This is a genomic window from Pedobacter polysacchareus, assembly GCF_019802255.1.
Taxonomy (GTDB): domain Bacteria; phylum Bacteroidota; class Bacteroidia; order Sphingobacteriales; family Sphingobacteriaceae; genus Pedobacter; species Pedobacter polysacchareus.
Genome location: NZ_JAHYSS010000002.1, coordinates 181,391 through 201,403 on the forward strand (window position 1 = coordinate 181,391; position 20,013 = coordinate 201,403).

The window sequence follows — 20,013 nt, forward strand, 5'->3', positions numbered from 1 at the left end:
TTTTTTTATGATTAGGCAGTTTTAATTGATTTCATTGCAGTCATCGCTTTTCTCAGCTCTGCACCTACAAGCTCCACCTGATGTGAACGAATCACTTCATTTACTGCGATTAATGCTCTGTTGTCCACAGCACCATCTTTACCTTCATTAAAGTTTTTACCTACCAATTCAGTATCTACTGTTTTCATGAAATCAGCAAGTAATGGCTTACAAGCCTGATCAAATAAGTAACAACCGTATTCAGCAGTATCAGAAATTACGCGGTTCATTTCGAACAATTTCTTACGTGCAATCGTGTTTGCGATTAGTGGAGTTTCGTGTAATGACTCGTAGTAAGCCGACTCAGGTTTGATCCCGGCTTCCACCATAGTTTCGAAAGCCAATTCCACACCCGCTCTAACGAAAGCAACCATTAAAGTATAGTTGTCGAAATATTCCTGCTCACCGATTTTAACATCACCTGCTGGAGTTTTCTCAAAAGCAGTTTCACCTGTTTCAGCACGCCAAGCCAATAGGTTTTTATCACCATTTGCCCAGTCTTCCATCATGATGCGGCTAAACTCACCACTCATGATATCATCCTGATGCTTTTGGAACAATGGACGCATAATAGTTTTCAATTCTTCTGAAACTTCAAAAGCTTTGATTTTAGCTACATTGCTCAATCTGTCCATCATGGCAGTGATACCACCTTGTTTCAAGGCTTCAGTGATCACTTCTACACCATATTGAACCAATTTAGAGGCATAACCTGGATCGATTCCTTTTTCTACCATTTTATCAAATGATAAGATAGAACCAGTTTGCAATAAACCACAAAGAATGGTTTGCTCACCCATTAAATCAGATTTCACTTCCGCAACGAAAGATGATTTCAATACACCAGCTTTATGGCCGCCTGTACCAACGCAATAAGCTTTTGCCTGTAATAGACCTTTTCCTTCCGGATCATTCTCAGGGTGTACAGCGATTAGAGTAGGTACTCCAAAACCACGTACATATTCTGCTCTTACTTCACTTCCCGGACATTTTGGAGCCACCATGATTACCGTAAGGTCTTTACGGATCTGCATGCCTTCTTCCACGATGTTGAAACCATGTGAGTACAATAAAGTAGCACCTGATTTCATTAATGGCATTACAGCAGTCACTACTGCTGTGTGTTGTTTATCAGGAGTCAGGTTGATCACTACATCTGCTGTAGGAATTAATTCTTCGTAAGTACCAACTGTAAAATTGTTTTCCGTAGCATTTTTCCAGGAATCTCTTTTACCTTCGATAGCTTCTTTACGTAAAGTATAAGAAACATCTAAACCGCTATCTCTTAAATTTAAACCTTGGTTCAGTCCTTGTGCACCGCAACCGATCACGACTAGTTTCTTGCCTTTAAGCGCATTTACGCCATCCAGAAACTCTGAACTGTCCATGAAATCGCATACACCCAGTTGGTTTAATTTTTCTCTAAGAGGTAACGTGTTGAAATAGTTTGACATCTTTTTGTTTTATTTGATTGTAAAGGTTCTTTTAATTTTTGTTGTTATTGATCACTCTTTTGATCGCTGATGCACACCCATAGTGGTAGGCATCGTGTATTGGGAAAAACTGTAAAGCTTCTTTTGCGCTGTTTAAAGTCACACCGAAGATGGTCGTATAGGAAATGTAATCTACAAACAACTGTTTCTCCAGGTCCTCTTCCAATTCATCAATCGTGCTGAAGGCAAGCTTTTTTAAGTCATTGATTTCCTCCTGACCGATAAATCTTTCTGGTTTTGTTCCTCTTCGAAACTCATCCATGTACTGAGGGGTAATCTTTGGAGGTAAAGCCGACAATAAATAAAAAAGTGCCTGCTGACTGGTGATAATGTGTCCAAAGTTCCAGATGATGTTGTTGTTAAAACCTGCAGGAACTTCATTTAATTCTTCAGCAGAGGAGTTTTCAATCAAATGAATGAAGTTCTTTCTGATTTGCCTGGCGTTGTTTAGAAGTTGTTCCATACTATTTATTGTTTTCCGTTTTACGACGGAGTTTACATGCTAAATACGTTTTTCTCTGCATCAAGGAATTCGTTTTCGATCACTTCCTGTCCCGGTTCTCTGCGTTCAAATTCTCTGAGTTTGCGGTTAAAACCATCACTGCTTTTGATGATCGCTACCCTTGCACTTCTCACAAATTCAATCAGGCCAAAAGGTTGTAAAACCTCGATCAGCTTATCCGTTTCCTCACGGTGACCAGTAGTTTCAAACACCGTATAATCTTTACGGATTACTACTGCTCTTGCACCGTTTTCGCGAAGTAAACGTTCTACCGATACCAATTCTGCAATCGTATCTGTAGGCACTTTATAAAGTGCCATTTCCTGCCAGATGATATCCTCATTGGTATTGAAATATACTTTCAATACTTCTACTTGTTTTTCAATCTGACGGGCCAGCTTGCGTACTACTTCTTCTGTTTCGTTGATCACGATGTTGAAGCGGTGAATGTGCTCAATCTCCGAAGGAGAGGTGTTTAAGCTGTCAATATTGATTTTTCTTCTTGAAAAAATAATGGCAATACGATTCAATAAGCCGATTTGATTTTCGGTATATACGGTAATCGTAAATTCCTGTTTTTCGTTTGTTTCTATATCCTGGGAATTGCTCATGATCTTTAATTATTTAAGTCTGATTTCACTTACACTGCTACCTTGAGGAACCATAGGGAACACATTGTGCTCCTGGGCTACCATTACTTCTAGAAGGAAAGAACCTTTATGGTTCAACATTTCTTCTAATGAACTCACTAAGTCTTCACGTTCTGAAACTTTTTTACCGGCGATATAATAAGAATCGGCAAGTTTCACGAAATCCGGACTGGTGATGTCCACGAAAGAGTAGCGTTTCTCATGGAACAATTGCTGCCATTGGCGAACCATGCCCAGGAACCTGTTATTTAAGATCATGATTTTCACATCAACGCCACTTTGCATGATGGTACCTAACTCCTGACAAGTCATTTGAAAACCTCCATCACCGATTACCGCAACCACGGTACGGTCTGGAGCACCAAATTTAGCACCGATAGCAGCAGGTAGGCCAAAGCCCATAGTACCTAAACCACCACTGGTTACATTACTTCTGGTATGGTTGAATTTTGCATAGCGACAAGCCACCATTTGATGCTGACCAACGTCAGTTACCACAACCGCTTCTCCTTTAGTTAAGATGTTCAATTGATTGATCACCTCACCCATAGTCAATTCTCCTGTTCCAGGATTCAATTCATGATGAATGACAACTTCTTGCTCTGTTTGATCAAAAGCTCTGAATTCTGCCAGCCATTCTGTATGTTTTTTCTCTTCAACCAATGCGGTTAAAAGTGGTAAAGTTTCTTTACAATCGCCCCAAACCGGAACATCCGCTTTTACGTTTTTATCGATCTCTGCAGGGTCAATATCCAAGTGAATTACTTTCGCTTGTTTTGCATATTTGTCTAAACGACCAGTCACACGGTCGTCGAAACGCATACCGATTGCGATCAATACATCACAGGAATTGGTTTGTACATTCGGGCCATAGTTACCGTGCATGCCTAACATTCCAACATTTAAAGGATGGTCTGTAGGAATCGCACCAGCACCTAAAATCGTCCAGGCTGAAGGAATACCACTTTTCTCTACAAAAGCTTTAAATTCCTGTTCTGCATTTCCTAAGGAAACACCCTGACCGAACAATACGAAAGGTTTCTTTGCTGAATTGATTAAGGCTGCTGCTTGCTCAATATATTCTACACGAACATTTGGTTTCGGACGGTAACTGCGCACATGGTCGCAGGGAACATAGCCTGCATATTCAAACATTTGCAGCTGTGCATTTTTGGTAATATCGATCAATACCGGACCTGGTCTGCCGCTGCGGGCAATGTAAAAAGCTTTCGCTAATACTGCCGGGATCTCAGTTGCATCAGTAATCTGGTAGTTCCATTTGGTAACCGGGGTAGTGATGTTGATCACGTCTGTTTCCTGGAAAGCATCAGTACCTAATAAGTGTGCATACACCTGACCGGTGATGCAAACCATCGGCGTACTGTCGATTTGAGCATCGGCTAAACCCGTTACCAGATTGGTAGCACCCGGACCGCTGGTCGCAAATACGACACCCACTTTTCCGGAAGTACGTGCATAACCCTGACCGGCATGTGTGCCGCCTTGCTCATGACGTACTAAAATATGTTTTAATTTTTCTTTGTAGTCGTATAATGCATCATAAATAGGCATGATGGCACCACCTGGATAACCAAAAATGGTATCGGTACCTTCTGCTATTAATCCTTCCAATAAAGCCACAGAACCAGAAACAGTTACTGTTTTCTTCGGTTCCGTTAAGGTGGTTGCTTCCTCTTGTGCTGTGTCCATTATTTTATTTTTAGGTATGGGGTTTTTAAATTGATTAGTGAGTGTAGGCATCAGTTACACAGCCTTCGCTGGCATCGCTTACTTGTTTCAGGTATTTGTAAAGTACACCTCCTTTGACGGGTGGAGGCAGTTGTTTCCAAACCGCTTTACGGTTTTCCATCTCTTCTTCTGTAATCTGAAGGTGTAAGGTGTTGTTTACGGCGTCAATGATGATGATATCATTGTCGTGCACAAAAGCGATATTTCCACCGTCCCAAGCTTCAGGAGTAATGTGACCTACCACAAAACCATGCGTACCACCAGAGAAACGACCATCAGTAATTAAAGCCACTGATTTTCCTAATCCTGCACCGATAATCGCAGAAGTTGGTTTCAACATTTCCGGCATCCCAGGAGCACCTTTAGGACCTACCTGTCTGATCACCACTACATCGCCTTTTTTCACTTTACCACTTTGAATTCCTGCGATCAATGATTTTTCACCATCAAATACACGCGCCGGACCTTCAAATCTTTCTCCTTCTTTACCAGAGATCTTCGCTACCGAACCTTTTTCTGCGATGTTACCATATAGCATTTGAAGGTGACCTGTTGCTTTGATCGGGTTGGTTATTGGAAGAATTACTTTTTGAGTATCAAAATCTAAATCTAAAGCGCTTTCCACATTTTCAGCAAGTGTTTTTCCGGTTACGGTGATACAGTCGCCATGAATCAAGCCTACTTTCAAAAGATATTTTAGAATGGCAGGAACACCACCGATTTCATGAACATCCTCCATTAAATAGTTACCACTTGGTTTCAAATCTGCCAATACTGGAGTGGCATCACTTACAGCTTGGAAATCATCCAATTTCAAGGTTAATCCTACTGATTTTGCCATAGCGATTAAGTGCAGTACTGCATTTGTAGAACCACCCAATACCATTACCGTAACCATCGCATTGTGAAATGCTTTCTCTGTCATGATATCTGAAGGAAGGATGTTTTTCTCTAATAAAACACGGATGGCTTTACCGGCAGCTAAACATTCTTCTTTCTTTTCTGCACTCAATGCAGGGTAAGAAGAGCTGTAAGGTAAGCTCATTCCTAAAGCTTCAATTGCTGAAGCCATCGTATTTGCAGTATACATACCGCCACAAGCACCAGCGCCTGGACAAGTGTTGCGGATGATACCTTGAAAATCTTCTTCTTCTAAATTACCTGCTAACTTTTCGCCAAGGGCTTCAAAAGCAGATACAATGTTTAACGTTTTTCCTTTATAGTGTCCGGAGTGGATACTTCCACCGTATACCATGATCGCAGGGCGATTTAACCGGCCCATTGCCATGATAGAACCCGGCATGTTTTTATCACAGCCTGGCAATGCAATCACGCCATCGTAATATTGTCCACCACAAATGGTTTCAATTGAATCTGCAATTACATCTCTGGAAACCAAAGAATAACGCATTCCATCTGTACCATTAGACATACCATCGCTTACACCGATAGTGCTGAAGGTTAAACCGACCATTCCATTATCCCAGACCCCTTCTTTAACGATTTTTGCTAAATCATTTAGGTGCATGTTGCAGGTGTTTCCATCGTATCCCATACTTGCAATGCCGACCTGGGCTTTGTCCATATCTTCTTTGGTCAAGCCAATTCCATACAACATGGCTTGGGCTGCAGGTTGGGTTGGGTCCTGCGTGAATACTTTACTGTAGCGGTTTAATTCTGGTGATTGTGACATATTATATGATTACTTCGTAATTTTGTTTTTCTAACACTAAACATTTGTAAGTGCGTTGTATGGTGGCTCCAACACTATCATTCCATCTGATTGGAAACTGATATTCATCTATCGATGCAATTCCTGCGATCTCTGTAGCGGTACCGCAGAAAAAAGCGCTGTCTGCATTTTTCGCATCGGCTACCGACAAGTTTTTTTCAATAATTTCTATATCCAGGATATGACATAGCTCAATTACCGTTGCACGGGTGATTCCTGGAAAGATGTTGCCTAGTGGAGGTGTATATAATTTTCCGTTTTTCTCGATAAAGATGTTTGCTCCTGGACCTGCAGCGATATGACCGTTACTATCTAATAATAGCGCCTCATCAAATCCATTGCGTTTTGCTTCAATAGTAGCTAAGGTGGAATTTCCATCATTGCCAGTAACTTTAGCTGCTATAGGAAAAGATTTTGGATTCGGACTTTCATAACTGGACACCCCAACTTTTAATTGTTCATTACCCGGATAGGCATCCCATTCCCAGGCGCAGATCATGATGGATACCTCTGTAGCCGCAACCATCGACATATTAGGGGCACAGTATACTAATGGGCGGATGTAAGCATCTTTTAAATTATTCAATTGAAGTAACTTATAGGTTTGCTTGATCAAGTCGTTCACCTCCCATGGAAAAGGTAAGTTTACCAATTCGGCAGATCTTTTTAATCTTTCAAAATGGTCTCTAGGCTTAAATACACGGGTTCCATTGTGGGTTTGGTACGCCCTGATTCCTTCAAATACAGCGTAGCCATAATGGAGCGATTGCTCATATATTTCGGCAGTTGTGTTGGCGGCTTTCTGAAACTTGCCGTTTAAGTATAACACTGTATTTGAATTGACGTATTTCATGTTGGTTAAAGCTAGGTGTCTTGTTGGTTGTGGTATCGGTTCATTAAAAAAGCGCCACTTGTGGGGGGCGCTTGAGTTTATTTTTGTATTTAAAATATTCTATTGCAGCGCCTTATCCTTCTGAATTACCAGCAGAAGAATCACATTAATAATGACAATAATTAAGGCGGTGATGTTAAAGTTCATTTTGTTGGTCTTTATTAGCAGGTTGTATTTGTTATTGCTTTGTAAATCCAATTTAGGTCTTGTGATCTATACTATCAATAGCTATATACAAATAAATGAAAAAAAATATAATTTGTAATTTTTATTTAAAATACAAATATAATATCTTAGAATAGGTGTTTTTAATTGTTTTACGTGGATGCTTCTATACCAATTATGAAATCGGTATTCGGTATAGGTATTATGCTTGCATTGTATTTTCTCTCATTTTCTGCCTAAAATTGGAGAATGGTCAAAAAAGTTGAAGAAAATACGACTAAAATAGGGGTAGGGAACCAAATAAAAATTGGTGGTTTTTTCAGGGCAATAAAAACAACTCCTGGTGCTAAGTTTAGAATTGAGGAGTGTTCATTTTACAGAATGATAGGCATAGGTCAAAAGTGGAGTATGCTTAAAGAGGAGCTGCGATGATCCTAAAAATCCAGGGCAAAAAAAAAAGGATGTCGTTTCGGACATCCTTTTTTTATTATGCTTTAAATATTAAGCAACCCCTTCGGCTAGAACAATAATCTTATTTTTCAAAACCTCTACAACGCCACCTTTAATACTAAAGGTTTCATCGCCTGTTTTGGTTTTAACAATTACTGGTCCGTCTTCTAAGGTTGAGATAATAGGAGCATGGTCATGCAAAATTTGAAATGAACCCATGGTACCTGGTACAGTAACAGCTGTTACTTCGCCTTCAAAGACTTTTTTATCTGGTGTTAATATTTCTAGTGTCATATTCAAAGTGTATGCGCTTTAATTAAGCGTTTGCTTCAGCTAATAGTTTTTTACCTTTTTCGATTGCATCTTCGATACCACCTACTAAGTTAAATGCAGCCTCTGGATATTCATCAACTTCACCATCCATAATCATGTTAAATGCTTTGATGGTATCTTTAATGTCAACCAACACACCTTTTAAGCCTGTAAACTGTTCAGCTACGTGGAATGGTTGAGATAAGAAACGTTGAACACGACGCGCACGGTGAACGATTAATTTATCCTCTTCAGATAATTCGTCCATACCTAAGATCGCGATGATATCCTGTAACTCTTTGTAACGTTGTAAGATTTCTTTCACACGTTGAGCAGTGTTATAGTGCTCATCACCTAATACCGCTGGAGATAAGATTCTTGAAGTTGAATCCAATGGATCCACCGCAGGATAAATACCTAGCTCAGAGATTTTACGAGACAATACTGTAGTTGCATCTAAGTGGGCAAACGTTGTAGCCGGAGCTGGATCCGTTAAATCATCCGCAGGTACATAAACCGCCTGTACAGATGTAATTGATCCACGTTTAGTGGAAGTAATACGTTCCTGCATTAATCCCATCTCTGTTGCCAAAGTTGGTTGGTAACCTACCGCAGAAGGCATACGACCTAAAAGTGCTGATACTTCAGAACCTGCCTGAGTGAAACGGAAGATGTTATCAACGAAGAAAAGGATGTCTTTTCCAGCGCCTTCGCCATCACCGTCACGGAAGTATTCTGCAACTGTTAATCCTGATAATGCTACACGAGCACGAGCTCCAGGAGGTTCGTTCATCTGACCGAATACCAATGTTGCTTTAGAATCTTTTAGTTTTTCTGTGTCAACCTTGCTTAAATCCCATCCGCCTTTTTCCATCGAATGAAGGAATTCTTCACCATAGTTGATTACACCAGATTCGATAAACTCACGTAAAAGGTCATTACCTTCACGTGTACGCTCACCTACACCAGCAAATACTGATAAACCAGCATACGCTTTCGCGATGTTGTTTACCAACTCCATGATCAATACTGTTTTACCAACACCAGCACCACCGAATAAACCGATTTTACCACCTTTAGCGTAAGGCTCTAATAAATCGATTACTTTGATACCAGTAAATAGTACTTCTGATTCAGTTGATAGCTCGTCAAATTTTGGCGGAGCATTGTGGATTGGTCTACCGTTAGTTTTATCAATCGTGTTGATACCATCGATAGCATCACCAACAACATTGAATAGACGACCTTTAATCTGATCACCAACAGGCATTTTGATAGGTGCGCCAGTATCTAATGCTTTCATGCCACGAACTAAACCGTCGGTTGAGTCCATTGCAATTGCACGTACGCGGTCTTCACCAAGATGTTGTTGAACTTCTAAAACGACCTTTTGACCGTTTTCTTTTTCAATCTCTAATGCAGAGAAAATTTGAGGTAAATGAGCATCGTCAGCAAAACTCACGTCAACTACCGGTCCTATAATCTGCGCTATTTTTCCAATGTTAGGCATATATTGTTTTGGGTAAAATTATAAATATCAAAATGTTAAAGGCCGTTTTCAGAGCCCACAATTCGGTTTGCAAAGTTAAGATTTTTCAACATAAATTGCATATATAAATAAAAAGTTTTTCCACAGTTTTTAAATCAATATTTTAGCCGGTACAAAACAAGGTACGAACATGCCGTTTTTGACGTTAAAAAGAGCGTATTTGTGGCCGTACATTTATCATAAGGAAAGCGTAGAAATTCATGAAAACAATACTAGTAACGGGTAGCAATGGCCTTTTAGGGCAGAAAATCACAGAAAGAATCCTCGCAGGAAAACAGTTTAACCTGATCGCGACCGCAAAAGGGGAGAACCGTTATCCAATTAAAGAAGGATATGTTTATGCCGAAATGGATATTCTGGACGCTGCTAATGTGGAAGAAATTGTAGCGAAATATAGACCCGATGCCATCATTCATACGGCGGCAATGACCAATGTGGATACCTGCGAAGCTCAAAAAGAGCTGGCTTATGCGCTAAATGTGAAAGCAGTGGAGACACTTATTGCCGTTTGTGAAAAATTCGATACGCAATTAGTTCATTTGTCTACAGATTTCGTGTTTGATGGCGAAAATGGCCCTTATGATGAAGAAGCGCCTACCTGTCCTTTAAGTTATTATGGACAAACTAAAGTAGAAGCCGAGCAAGCACTGCAAAAGTCAAATGGTAAATGGGCAGTGCTGAGAACAATTATAGTGTATGGTATCGTGAGTGACATGAGTCGTAGTAATATCGTACTATGGGCAAAAGGTGCTTTAGAAAAAGGACAGCCTATTAATGTAGTCAACGACCAATGGCGCATGCCAACTCTGGCAGAAGATTTAGCTGATTGCTGTCTGCTGGCAGTAGAAAAAAATGCACAAGGCATATATAATGCTTCTGGAAAAGATATGATGAGCATTTCGGAATTAGTGGCTAGGGTTGCCGATTTCTGGAACCTGGATAAAGGACTGATTAAAGAAATCTCAGCTGAAACTTTAAACCAAACCGCTAAGCGTCCGGTGAGAACCGGCTTCATCCTGGATAAAACCATCCGTGACCTAGGCTATGCACCGCATTCCTTCGAAGAAGGATTGGCCTTATTAGCGACACAATTACCAGCAACCGTTTAAATTCTTAATTATATATACTATGGCATTACAAGTTGGCGATCAAGCCCCGGATTTCAAATTATTCAGCTCAGACCTGAAAGAAGTAGCCTTATCTGATTATAAAGGAAGGAAATTAGTCATCCATTTCTTCCCATTGGCGTTTACAGGAGTATGTACTGCCCAATTATGCACCATGAGAGATAGCTTTGGTTATTATGAAGGAATGAATGCAGATGTCGTAGGTATTTCTGTGGATTCTCCTTTTACCCTGGCTAAATTTAAAGAAGATCAAAGCTACCAGTTCCCTTTACTTTCTGATTTTAACAAAGAAGTATCTCAGGCCTACGGTGCTTTTTACGAAGATTTCGCATTTAATATGAAAGGAATTTCAAAAAGAGCTGCTTTTGTGATCGATGAAGAAGGAAAAGTTATTCATGCAGAAGTTTTAGAAGATGCAGGGAATATGCCTGATTTTGACGCAATTAAGCGCTCAATTGAAGCCTAATCGCAGTTTTTAAGCAGTAGTGTTTGAAGTTTTTTTTAAATAAAGTTTGTATTTTCAATTTCAAACACTACTTTTGCAGTCCAATAACGAAACAACGTTTGAAGGAAATGCATTTGTAGCTCAATTGGATAGAGCATCTCACTACGGATGAGAAGGTTTGGGGTTCGAATCCCTACAAGTGCACGAAAAACCTTAGAGAAATCTAAGGTTTTTTTTGTTGATCTTTTCGATTATAGGTTGTATAGCCGCTGTCGATATCATGCAAATACAAATTGCATTTGTAGCTCAATTGGATAGAGCATCTCACTACGGATGAGAAGGTTTGGGGTTCGAATCCCTACAAGTGCACTGAAGACCTTAGAGAAATCTAAGGTCTTTTTGTTTTTTAAGTATTTTGATCTAATTCCTTATATTTAAGAAACCAATCTTTTTACCGTTGTAATTCTATTTTGTTTTTATCTTAACTTTTATTTGGCTGCAGATGATCAGTTCTTGTACGTCTCAAGATTGAAAGTATTACTATCACATCTGCGCCAATTTGGAAATTTGAATTTTCTAAGAATTCGATTAATTGTATTAAAAGTACCTTGTTTAATTACTTCCCTGAAATTGCTTGAACTCTGCTATTGCCAGGATATACCTTTATAAAACGAACACCATGTGGATTAACTTCCGTTGAGAATTCCTTATCGGATTTGGCAACATCCTGTTGTCTCCATAAATCACGTACCTTTTGCTCTCCACGCAAACCTAAAGTTTTCCAGTTAACAGTCATCTTCTCTACCTTCTTTCCAAGGTTAAAAAGACCTACAGCCATAGCACCATCTTCAAGCGGCTTAGCATACACAACTGTTTCTCCATTCTGAGCAATCATCATCCCGAACTTGCCAAGAGGATCTTGATTCACATCAATAACTTCATCATTAGTCAGTAAGCTGATTGTAAAATCGTCTAATTGAGCCATATCGCAACCGATTAACAATGGCGCAGAAAGTAAGCACCATAAACTGATGTGTGTATATTGTTCATCAGGAGTAAGCTTCGTATAATGCAATTTAGGTCCCCAGCCAACCATACCCACGACCAACATGTCTGGGTCTACCCAGTGCCCAGGACCAGAAAAAGTAGCCCATTTGGTTTGATTAAAGCCCAACAGGGACATTCTTTCCCAGGTATCCTTAATGTCGCCAGTGGTTCTCCAGCTATTGGCCATTTTCTCCCATTGTGTTGCATCCCCATATGGAGCACTGTTCGATAGGCTATATACCAGGTCACGTTTGTAGGAACGTAAAGCATCCATCATCTCTTTAACATGGTATACATCATTAGGATTCCAATCGTATTTCAAATAATCCATACCCCAGTCATTCCACTGCTGTACATCATTTTTTACAAATGAGTATTTACCATGATGATAGTTTATGCCATGTTTTTCTTTTCCCTGAGGATCTACAAAACGATAAAATTCATTGTGTTTGCCTTGTTTCACCCAGTCGTATGTGCCATCCACATTGTTCGAATAAGCACCAACATGACCAGCGTAAGTTCCAACCCATGGGCCAGAGTATATACCTATTTTTAATCCCATCTGATGTACGTCATCAGCCAAGGCTTTCATGTCAGGAAATTTAGAGTTGGGCATTACCGCATTGTATTTTCCACCTCTTAATCCTTGCCACCCATCGTCTATGTTGATGTATTGCCAACCATGATTAATCAAGCCTTTATCCACCATAGCTTTGGCCGAGCTCATCACCTTTTCCTGACTCACTGCATCACCCCAACAGTTCCAGCTATTCCAGCCCATAGGTGGTGTTAGTGCTATTTGATCTCCAACTACTATACGAAAGGCCCGCTTTGATTCTCCCAAGGCGTTCTTCGCGGATAGAGTTACTTCATATATCCCTCGTTTCAAAAGCTTACCTGTGATACGGCCAGTAGCGGGATCTAGATTTAATCCTTTGGGTAAATTCTGTACGCCAAAACGCATCGGACGAATCCCTGTAGCAGGGATGGTATAAAGAAAAACAGAACCCGGACGAATGCCAAATATTTTAGCGCCATTGATTCGCGGAGTTTGTGCCGGGGCAGGAGTAAGGATGTATTTTTTTAACGTATCCGGAGCACCTTGTGCTTTTACCATATTGTTGGTTAGACATAGGATTCCGAAGGAAAGTAAGCAGGTTGTTATTAACTGTTTCTTCATCATAAATTATTGTTTTTAGTATCCGATTGATTTTAAAGCTTGTTTACCTAATCGTTCTTCCAATTGAGTTAAATACAAGCTGGAAGGGCCAACCTGAACATTTTGAGAGTCAAAGATGCCTTCTGGTAAGGTCGGACCCGAGTTGTTAAAAGGTCTTGGTAGTGGCATACTTTTTCCTTTGCTGCCGATTACCCAATTGTAAGTACCTGGAGGAATTTGGTTTACATAGCTGTTGGCTTCGCAATTCCAGGCGACAGACCAGGCAGTCCCCCAACCATGGCCAGAGCCCATGCTACCTCTGTTTTTGAAATCCATGCCACCATTTGGTGCTTTACAGTTATCTAAAAGCATACCAGTGCTCCAACGTTGATGCCCTTCAATACGGCCATTGCCAGTAAAATTGCAGTTCAGGAAAACAATGGGACCTGTTTGTCCGGCTCCTAATGCCACATACCAGATATTATCACCAGCTACCGAACATTGGTCTAACAACACTTGTCCGGCATTCGGTGCGAATTCTGCTGGTTTAGAAGCTCCTTCATGTAAGGCTTTACGAACAACGGATACACGTTGAAGAGTAATTCTGCGACCACCAATTCCAACACTTTCCATGGTTTCCATCAAGTCTAAATCTTTTAGCCAGCAATCCTCGCCATTCAGTCTTAGTCCATAATAAAGCGCCTTGGTGTGATTAACTGCCTGTGGTGGAGATACAATGCGTAAACTCTCCACACCTGCTTGTTTAAGCCGTTTTACATCATTTGCCAGTACAAGGGTAGTTTCATCATTGGTATAGGTTGCATCATAGGAATCCACTAAGGGTACATCTACTGTGATTTTATGACCATCTATGGCTGCAATACGACGTTCAGTGATCAATAAAGAACCTGTTTTAATCCAGGTTTGGGGCTTGCCATCACGTACTAAATCATTCATTTGCATAAATTTTACCCACTTTTCTGTCACAGGTTTTCTAACCTCGACATTGTCTCCAACTTTAAAACCAGAAGCATCTGCTACGTTAAAACTCATACTTCCGGCAGGGATATACTTATCCATTATTTTAATGGGTTTTTCGGCTTCATCGGCATTGCCTAAACGGTTACCAACGCGCTGATTAAGTCCCTTTGATAAAGTGATCGCGGGGTGCTTTTCACCGCTCATCAAAATGATACTTCCTGTTGCTGATTTACCACTTCCACGAAGTACAACACCATCGGCCATGATCTTTATCGTTTTAGAACAAGGGTAGGTTCCAGGCGCTAATAAAACAGCTCCACGAAAACCATCTTTACCTAAGGGCATTGCAGCTACTTTGTCAATAGCCGCTTGAATTAGCGCAGTGCAATCCGCATTTGCATCACTTAGCGGTTTAACGGCTACCTTTACTGCAACATCAGGTAGTGCTATACCACCACCCATATAACCAGCATAAGAGAAATCCATGATGCGGTCTCCCTTCGCACTTTTTTTATAAACCAATTTACCATCCGCTCCAAGGTAAACCCATTCACTTTTTCCTGGTTCTTTTTCTTTTTTCGGCGCTGTGACCCATGCAATAGTATTCGTCGGTAATAAAAATAGCATCAAGCTTATTTTTACTACTGAAATTTTTAAATCCATATTTTTCGTAGTTAATTGTTTTTTATTGGCGATAAATTCATGAGACCTGCTGAAAACGGCAGGCTCATGATTTATAGGGGAAATGTTATTTTTAAAGCAGTGGGTCGAACGTTCCGTTGTTCCAGCCCATAGTTTGCTCTAACAAGGCATTTTGTTCAAGGTGTTTTTTAGGAAGCGCAAAGAAGTAATAATTATCCTTTACATTCCATTTGTTTTTGTCATCAATAAGTTTGACTACCGTTACAAAATAATTGAAATACTCAAGGGTATTCATATTTGTATTTCCGTTCTGACAAATCAGTGGAATGAGTGTTTCCCTGGTCATGGTTTTATAGGTATCGGTTCTATTCACCACGATCATTTTACGTTGATAATTTGTAAATTCAGGAGTACTGAAAAGCATCCGTCGCCGCAAATCCCAGAAGCGTTTACCTTCATAAGCCAGTTCAATGCGTTTTTCAAATAGTACAGCATCAACAAGTTCTTTTTGTGTCATACCGGCCTTCAACCCATAAAGATTATCCGCATTAGGTGTAATTCCTGCCCGTTGGCGGATATCTTTCAATATTTGATATACCTCGCCATCTTTTCCGCCCACTTCAGCTGCACATTCAGCTAGGTTAAGCATCACTTCTGCATAGCGTATTTCAACTAAGTCCAAACCAGAATTCGAAGCTTCAAATTTGTCCCATTGAGGTTGAACAAATTTACGTGAATAAAACCCCGTTGCAGTAGGATTTGCGCCGCCAAGCTCACCACCTTGATAAGTGAATTGACGTTTTTCTGGCCATACATTGCCATTTAATTCATAAAGCATACCGTTGGTTACAATAGTTTCGTAGAAACGTGGATCACGATTTAACCAAAATAGTCCGGTTTGATCTTTAGCTTCCGCATTAAAAGCTTTCTTAACACCGCCAATTACAACGCCTGGGGCTGTTCCGTCGGCCATGGGAAATGCCATCACCATATCAAGACTTGGCTGATGTCCACCAGATGCACCTTGTGAATATTCCAATGGTCTAAGCCCAGCTTGAAACTTAGATGTGCGGGCAGGGTATAAAAAACGGGAAGCAAACACCACTTCTTTTGAAATTTCAACAGACCAGGTATCGCCAAACTTTGCATTCAATCCATACCCATCCTTCAAAAGCTGATCTCTTGCTGACAGGTTAGCATCATATGCGGTTTTCCAGCGGGCAGGATCATTGTTGCGGTTAAACTGTTTACTCGCATAGTACATCAACACTCGTCCTTTTAGGGCCATAGCTGCACCTTTGGTGATGCGACCAAAGTCGGCCGCTATGGTATACTTGCCAGGAAGATACCCAGCTGCAACATCCAGGTCTTTCACAATTTGTGCAATGCATTCAGAGGTTTTGTTACGTGGTATCATTGCTTCTGCTCTTGCCTGTGGAGTCAAAACCAGCGGCATACCACCATATCTCTTTACCATATCGAAATAGGAAAATGCACGTAAAAATAATGCTTGACCTTTAATTAGCTCTCGTTTGGCCTGATCTAAAGTTCCCCCATCAATACTACTCAATAGCGTATTCACTTTATATAAATCCGCATAATGATCTGAAATAATGTCCGATGTAGGGCCATCCCCACCTTCGGAAGTTACTTGTCCGTACAGAAATACGTCCCCCTGTCTGGTTTCGTCAGTATAGGCAGAAAAAAGATCGTCCCATGAAGGCAGAGTCTCCAGGTAACATCTGTCTAAGAATGCTGTTGCCAGAATCGGGTTTTTCCATGTTTCTTCAGCAGTAACAGCAGTCGGATCTTCCTTGTCCAGTACTTTTTTACAGCTGGATAGCATTGCGGCAGCAAGCAAGCTAACTGCCAAAATATATTTTGATTTCATCGTATTAATTTTTTAAGATCAGAAAGTAACATTTACACCAAGTGAGTAGTTTTTCATAATCGGGTAGGAGGCAACATTGTAAAGTTCAGGGTCATTCCATTTTAAATGATTCTGTAGAAGAAACAGATTTGTACCATTAACAAATAGCTTCACTTTGTTTAATCCTATAAATTTTGTGGCAGATGTAGGGATGTCATAAGTCAGCATTATATTCTTACAGCGTATAAATGAGGCATCGTATACCCAGAAAGTCGAAAGTTCAGTGTTTTTATTGTTCATACCACTTGGCATAGTCGCGTTTGGATTTTCAGGAGTCCAGTGGTCAGCTCTGAATTGGAAGGTACTATTCCAGTCTTTTACCAATGAGCCTCGTTCTGAGATGATCTTCTCATATCCCGCCAAACCCTGGAACAATACGTCCAGCCCAAAACCTTTCCATTTAGCGCTTAAAGACAAACCATAACTGATTGGAGGTACTGTCTGCTTTCTGATGACAACTTTGTCGTCCACTGTAATCGTCCCATCTGGCGTATCGGAATTCGGGCCACGAACATCTTTGTACATGATCATACCTAAAACTGGTTTTTGTCCCAATACCGACATATTAGGGTTGTCGGTCAAGATTTTATCCAATTGTTCCTGGGTACGGATGATTCCTACAGATTCATATCCCCATTCGCGATTTATTGTTTGGCCAATTTCAGATAAATATGTACGCTGGTTGGCTGCTTCATCTCTTTTTAACCATTGACTTTTAGCATAACTGAAATTACCACTTACAGAAAAAAAGAAGTCTTTCCCGATGTTATCATGATAACCAAGTTCAAATTCAAACCCCCGTGCATCAATGACAGAATAGTTTTCTTTTGGTAAACTAGCTCCAAAGGATGTGGGTACACTTGCACTTCTTGTATCCAAAATATCATAGGTGTGTCTGAAGAAATACTCAGCGGTAAAATCAACTTTATTGTTGAACATACGACTGTCAAAACCAAGATTATAAGAAGTAGATTTTTCCCAGGTCAGGTCTGGGTTTGGCAATACACCTGGTATCAGGCCGTAATTTTGTGCTTCAAATACAGCACCTGTAGTTACATTGTATTTTGGCATCCAATCCCATCCACCTACAGCGTCATTTCCCAGTGTGGCAACCGAGGCCCGTAATTTCAGGTCATTAACGAATTTGATGTTGTTACTGAAAAAATCTTCACTGGAGATGCGCCAACCTGCAGATACAGAAGGGAAGAATCCCCAGCGTTTATTTGGCGCAAATTTGGTAGAGCCATCTATTCGAAAAGCACCTTCTAAAAGATACTTACTGTCATACGCATAATTTAAACGCCCCACATAGGACAGACGTCCCTCTTCACCAAGTCCCCCAGCGCCAACAATGGATTGCGATGCATCCGGACTTGCCGCAAAAAACTCGGGCATACTCCATAGAATTAAATTGTTTCTTCGGGCATCAAAGGTTTCGTTTTCTCCTTCGGATTGCTCGTATACGAATAGGGCACTAATATCATGTTTACGTATAGTTTTCTCATAAGTTGCATAAAGGTTTAGCTGATAATCCTGATCCAGTCTGTTTTCTTTTCTAATGTAGTTTTCAAGTGCGTGGGTATAAGTGCCAATCACTTGGTTACTAGGGTCAATATAGTGACCATTTGTTCCTGCAGCTTTAAAATTGTACATGTCATAAGGTAGAGATACGATCTTAATTAAACGATTGTCTATACTGCGGTTGTATTGAAGTTTCAATTTCAAACCATCCAAATAAGGCACTTTATATTCTGCATATGCATTGGCATTTACATTCTGCCACTTTTTGGTATTGCTGCCATGCTGCTCGCTGATTAAAGCTAAAGGGTTTTGTTCCTGGCCATTGTGTTGCACAAATTTGCCGTCAATAATCCCCGGATTCATTTTGGAACGCCATAGGAAGCCTAAATACAAGTTGTCCATGGCATCCCGATCACCATCTGAAGGCCAGAATGGCTTCCGGTCTCTACGGCTATCGGTACTTAAGTTCAATCCTAAAATCAGGTTTTTTGTGACATTCACGTCAACATTTGTCCGGAAGTTATACTTGCTGAATTTTAGGTTCTCAAAAGAACCTGTCGCATTATAAAGTGAACCTCCAATAAAGTAACGTACCTTATCTGATCCTCCTGATACATTTAAGGCATGACGCGTAGTGAAAGGTGTTTTCCAGGCGGCATCGATATAGCTATAATTGTAGTTTTTAAAGTGCTCCAATTCATCGTCGGTATACCATTTGGGCGTTGTTCTTGGATCTACACCTCCATTGATCTGGAAATTAATCATATTATAATCATTAAGGTATATGGCCTGTTCATACGATGTTAAGGTTTTTGGAATCATCGTTGGATCTTCAATACCCACCGTACCTGAATAAGTTACAATGGGTGCTGAATGACTGCCTTTTCTGGTAGTGATCAATACCACACCATTGGCCGCTCTGGAGCCGTATACTGCCGCAGAAGCACCATCTTTCAGAACAGATACATTGGAAACCTCACTTGGATCAAGCGCGTCAAAAGCCCCTTTGTCACGAACAGCACCATCAATTACATACAAAGGTTCAGAATTGTTAATGGTTCCTTTTGCCCGGATGTTTAAAGAGCTGCCAGATCCTGGTTTACCTGTTGTTGTGGCAATTTGTACCCCACTTAAGCGTCCGGCTAATATATTGGCCAAACTAGGTGTAGGGATATCGGCAATGGCTTTAACATCTACACTGCTGATACTACCTGTTACGCTACCTTTCTTCTGTGTGCCGTAGCCCACAACAATCACTTCGTTAAGTCCCTCACTATTATCTGAGAGTGTTACTTTCATTTTTTCGCCTGATGCCGGCAGATCAACATCTTTAAAACCTATAAAACTAAAGTGAAGTATACTCCCGTTTGGGCATTGGATAGTGAAGTAACCTTTTGAATCGGTAACTGTACCTTTTTTAGTCCCTTTTACGCTAACAGATACTCCGGGTAACGGATGATTGGTCTGATCAACTACAGAGCCTGTTGTTGTGAGGGTTTGGGCTGATAAATTCTGGTTCAAAAAGAGTACTAATAGAACCGGAAGCAATCGCCGGAGTGGCGATCTAAAATTGCGTTCATTCCTTTTCATTTAATTTGGTTTTGTATTTGGTTAAAGATTTAGTTGGA

Annotated in this window: 14 protein-coding genes and 2 tRNA genes; 4 read left to right on the forward strand and 12 right to left on the reverse strand. The window is 40.5% G+C overall.

The features are described from left to right. Nucleotides 1–11: 11 nt before the first annotated feature. The 8 genes from ilvC to atpD form a co-directional block, all read right to left on the reverse strand. A complete protein-coding gene (gene ilvC / locus K7X70_RS04660) occupies nt 12–1,493 on the reverse strand; it encodes a ketol-acid reductoisomerase (protein WP_222535969.1) in 1,482 nt (493 codons plus the stop codon). A 31-nt stretch (nt 1,494–1,524) separates the two neighbouring features. Beyond that, the gene (locus K7X70_RS04665) at nt 1,525–1,995 is read right to left on the reverse strand and encodes a DinB family protein (RefSeq protein WP_222535970.1); all 471 of its coding nucleotides are present in this window, start codon (nt 1,993–1,995) and stop codon (nt 1,525–1,527) included. Between the two features lie 32 nt (nt 1,996–2,027). After that, nucleotides 2,028–2,645 (reverse strand): acetolactate synthase small subunit, encoded by a 618-nt coding sequence (gene ilvN / locus K7X70_RS04670; RefSeq protein WP_187667759.1) that lies wholly within the window; start codon nt 2,643–2,645, stop codon nt 2,028–2,030. A gap of 9 nt (nt 2,646–2,654) precedes the next feature. After that, on the reverse strand, nt 2,655–4,394 hold the full coding sequence (gene ilvB, locus K7X70_RS04675) for a biosynthetic-type acetolactate synthase large subunit (RefSeq protein ID WP_222535971.1): 1,740 nt from the start codon (nt 4,392–4,394) through the stop codon (nt 2,655–2,657). Nucleotides 4,395–4,428: 34 nt separating this feature from the next. Further along, on the reverse strand, nt 4,429–6,126 hold the full coding sequence (gene ilvD, locus K7X70_RS04680; RefSeq protein ID WP_222535972.1) for a dihydroxy-acid dehydratase: 1,698 nt from the start codon (nt 6,124–6,126) through the stop codon (nt 4,429–4,431). Nucleotide 6,127: 1 nt separating this feature from the next. Further along, nucleotides 6,128–7,018: a branched-chain-amino-acid transaminase gene (gene ilvE, locus K7X70_RS04685; protein WP_222535973.1), complete on the reverse strand. Its 891-nt coding sequence runs from the start codon at nt 7,016–7,018 to the stop codon at nt 6,128–6,130. A gap of 705 nt (nt 7,019–7,723) precedes the next feature. Continuing rightward, nucleotides 7,724–7,966, reverse strand: coding sequence for an ATP synthase F1 subunit epsilon (atpC, locus tag K7X70_RS04690; protein WP_222535974.1), 243 nt, complete (start codon nt 7,964–7,966; stop codon nt 7,724–7,726). A gap of 22 nt (nt 7,967–7,988) precedes the next feature. Beyond that, nucleotides 7,989–9,494, reverse strand: a complete 1,506-nt coding sequence (gene atpD / locus K7X70_RS04695; protein WP_222535975.1) for a F0F1 ATP synthase subunit beta — start codon at nt 9,492–9,494, stop codon at nt 7,989–7,991. 239 nt (nt 9,495–9,733) lie between these two features. Between atpD and K7X70_RS04700 the strand changes: the two genes are divergently transcribed. The 4 genes from K7X70_RS04700 to K7X70_RS04715 all read left to right on the forward strand — a co-directional run bounded on the left by K7X70_RS04700 (nt 9,734) and on the right by K7X70_RS04715 (nt 11,474). Then, nucleotides 9,734–10,642 (forward strand): SDR family oxidoreductase, encoded by a 909-nt coding sequence (locus K7X70_RS04700; RefSeq protein WP_222535976.1) that lies wholly within the window; start codon nt 9,734–9,736, stop codon nt 10,640–10,642. Nucleotides 10,643–10,661: 19 nt separating this feature from the next. After that, nucleotides 10,662–11,126, forward strand: a complete 465-nt coding sequence (locus K7X70_RS04705) for a redoxin domain-containing protein (protein ID WP_222535977.1) — start codon at nt 10,662–10,664, stop codon at nt 11,124–11,126. A 109-nt stretch (nt 11,127–11,235) separates the two neighbouring features. After that, nucleotides 11,236–11,309 (forward strand) — tRNA-Arg (locus tag K7X70_RS04710). Nucleotides 11,310–11,400: 91 nt separating this feature from the next. Continuing rightward, nucleotides 11,401–11,474: transfer RNA gene (locus tag K7X70_RS04715), tRNA-Arg, on the forward strand. A gap of 247 nt (nt 11,475–11,721) precedes the next feature. Here the strand turns inward: K7X70_RS04715 and K7X70_RS04720 are convergent. The 4 genes from K7X70_RS04720 to K7X70_RS04735 all read right to left on the reverse strand — a co-directional run bounded on the left by K7X70_RS04720 (nt 11,722) and on the right by K7X70_RS04735 (nt 19,975). Further along, nucleotides 11,722–13,335: a putative Ig domain-containing protein gene (locus K7X70_RS04720; protein WP_255606918.1), complete on the reverse strand. Its 1,614-nt coding sequence runs from the start codon at nt 13,333–13,335 to the stop codon at nt 11,722–11,724. Between the two features lie 12 nt (nt 13,336–13,347). Beyond that, nucleotides 13,348–14,919, reverse strand: a complete 1,572-nt coding sequence (locus K7X70_RS04725) for a glycoside hydrolase family 55 protein (RefSeq protein ID WP_255606919.1) — start codon at nt 14,917–14,919, stop codon at nt 13,348–13,350. Nucleotides 14,920–15,046: 127 nt separating this feature from the next. Beyond that, nucleotides 15,047–16,825 (reverse strand): RagB/SusD family nutrient uptake outer membrane protein, encoded by a 1,779-nt coding sequence (locus K7X70_RS04730; protein WP_222535979.1) that lies wholly within the window; start codon nt 16,823–16,825, stop codon nt 15,047–15,049. An 18-nt stretch (nt 16,826–16,843) separates the two neighbouring features. Then, nucleotides 16,844–19,975: a SusC/RagA family TonB-linked outer membrane protein gene (locus tag K7X70_RS04735; RefSeq protein WP_222535980.1), complete on the reverse strand. Its 3,132-nt coding sequence runs from the start codon at nt 19,973–19,975 to the stop codon at nt 16,844–16,846. Nucleotides 19,976–20,013 lie beyond the last annotated feature (38 nt).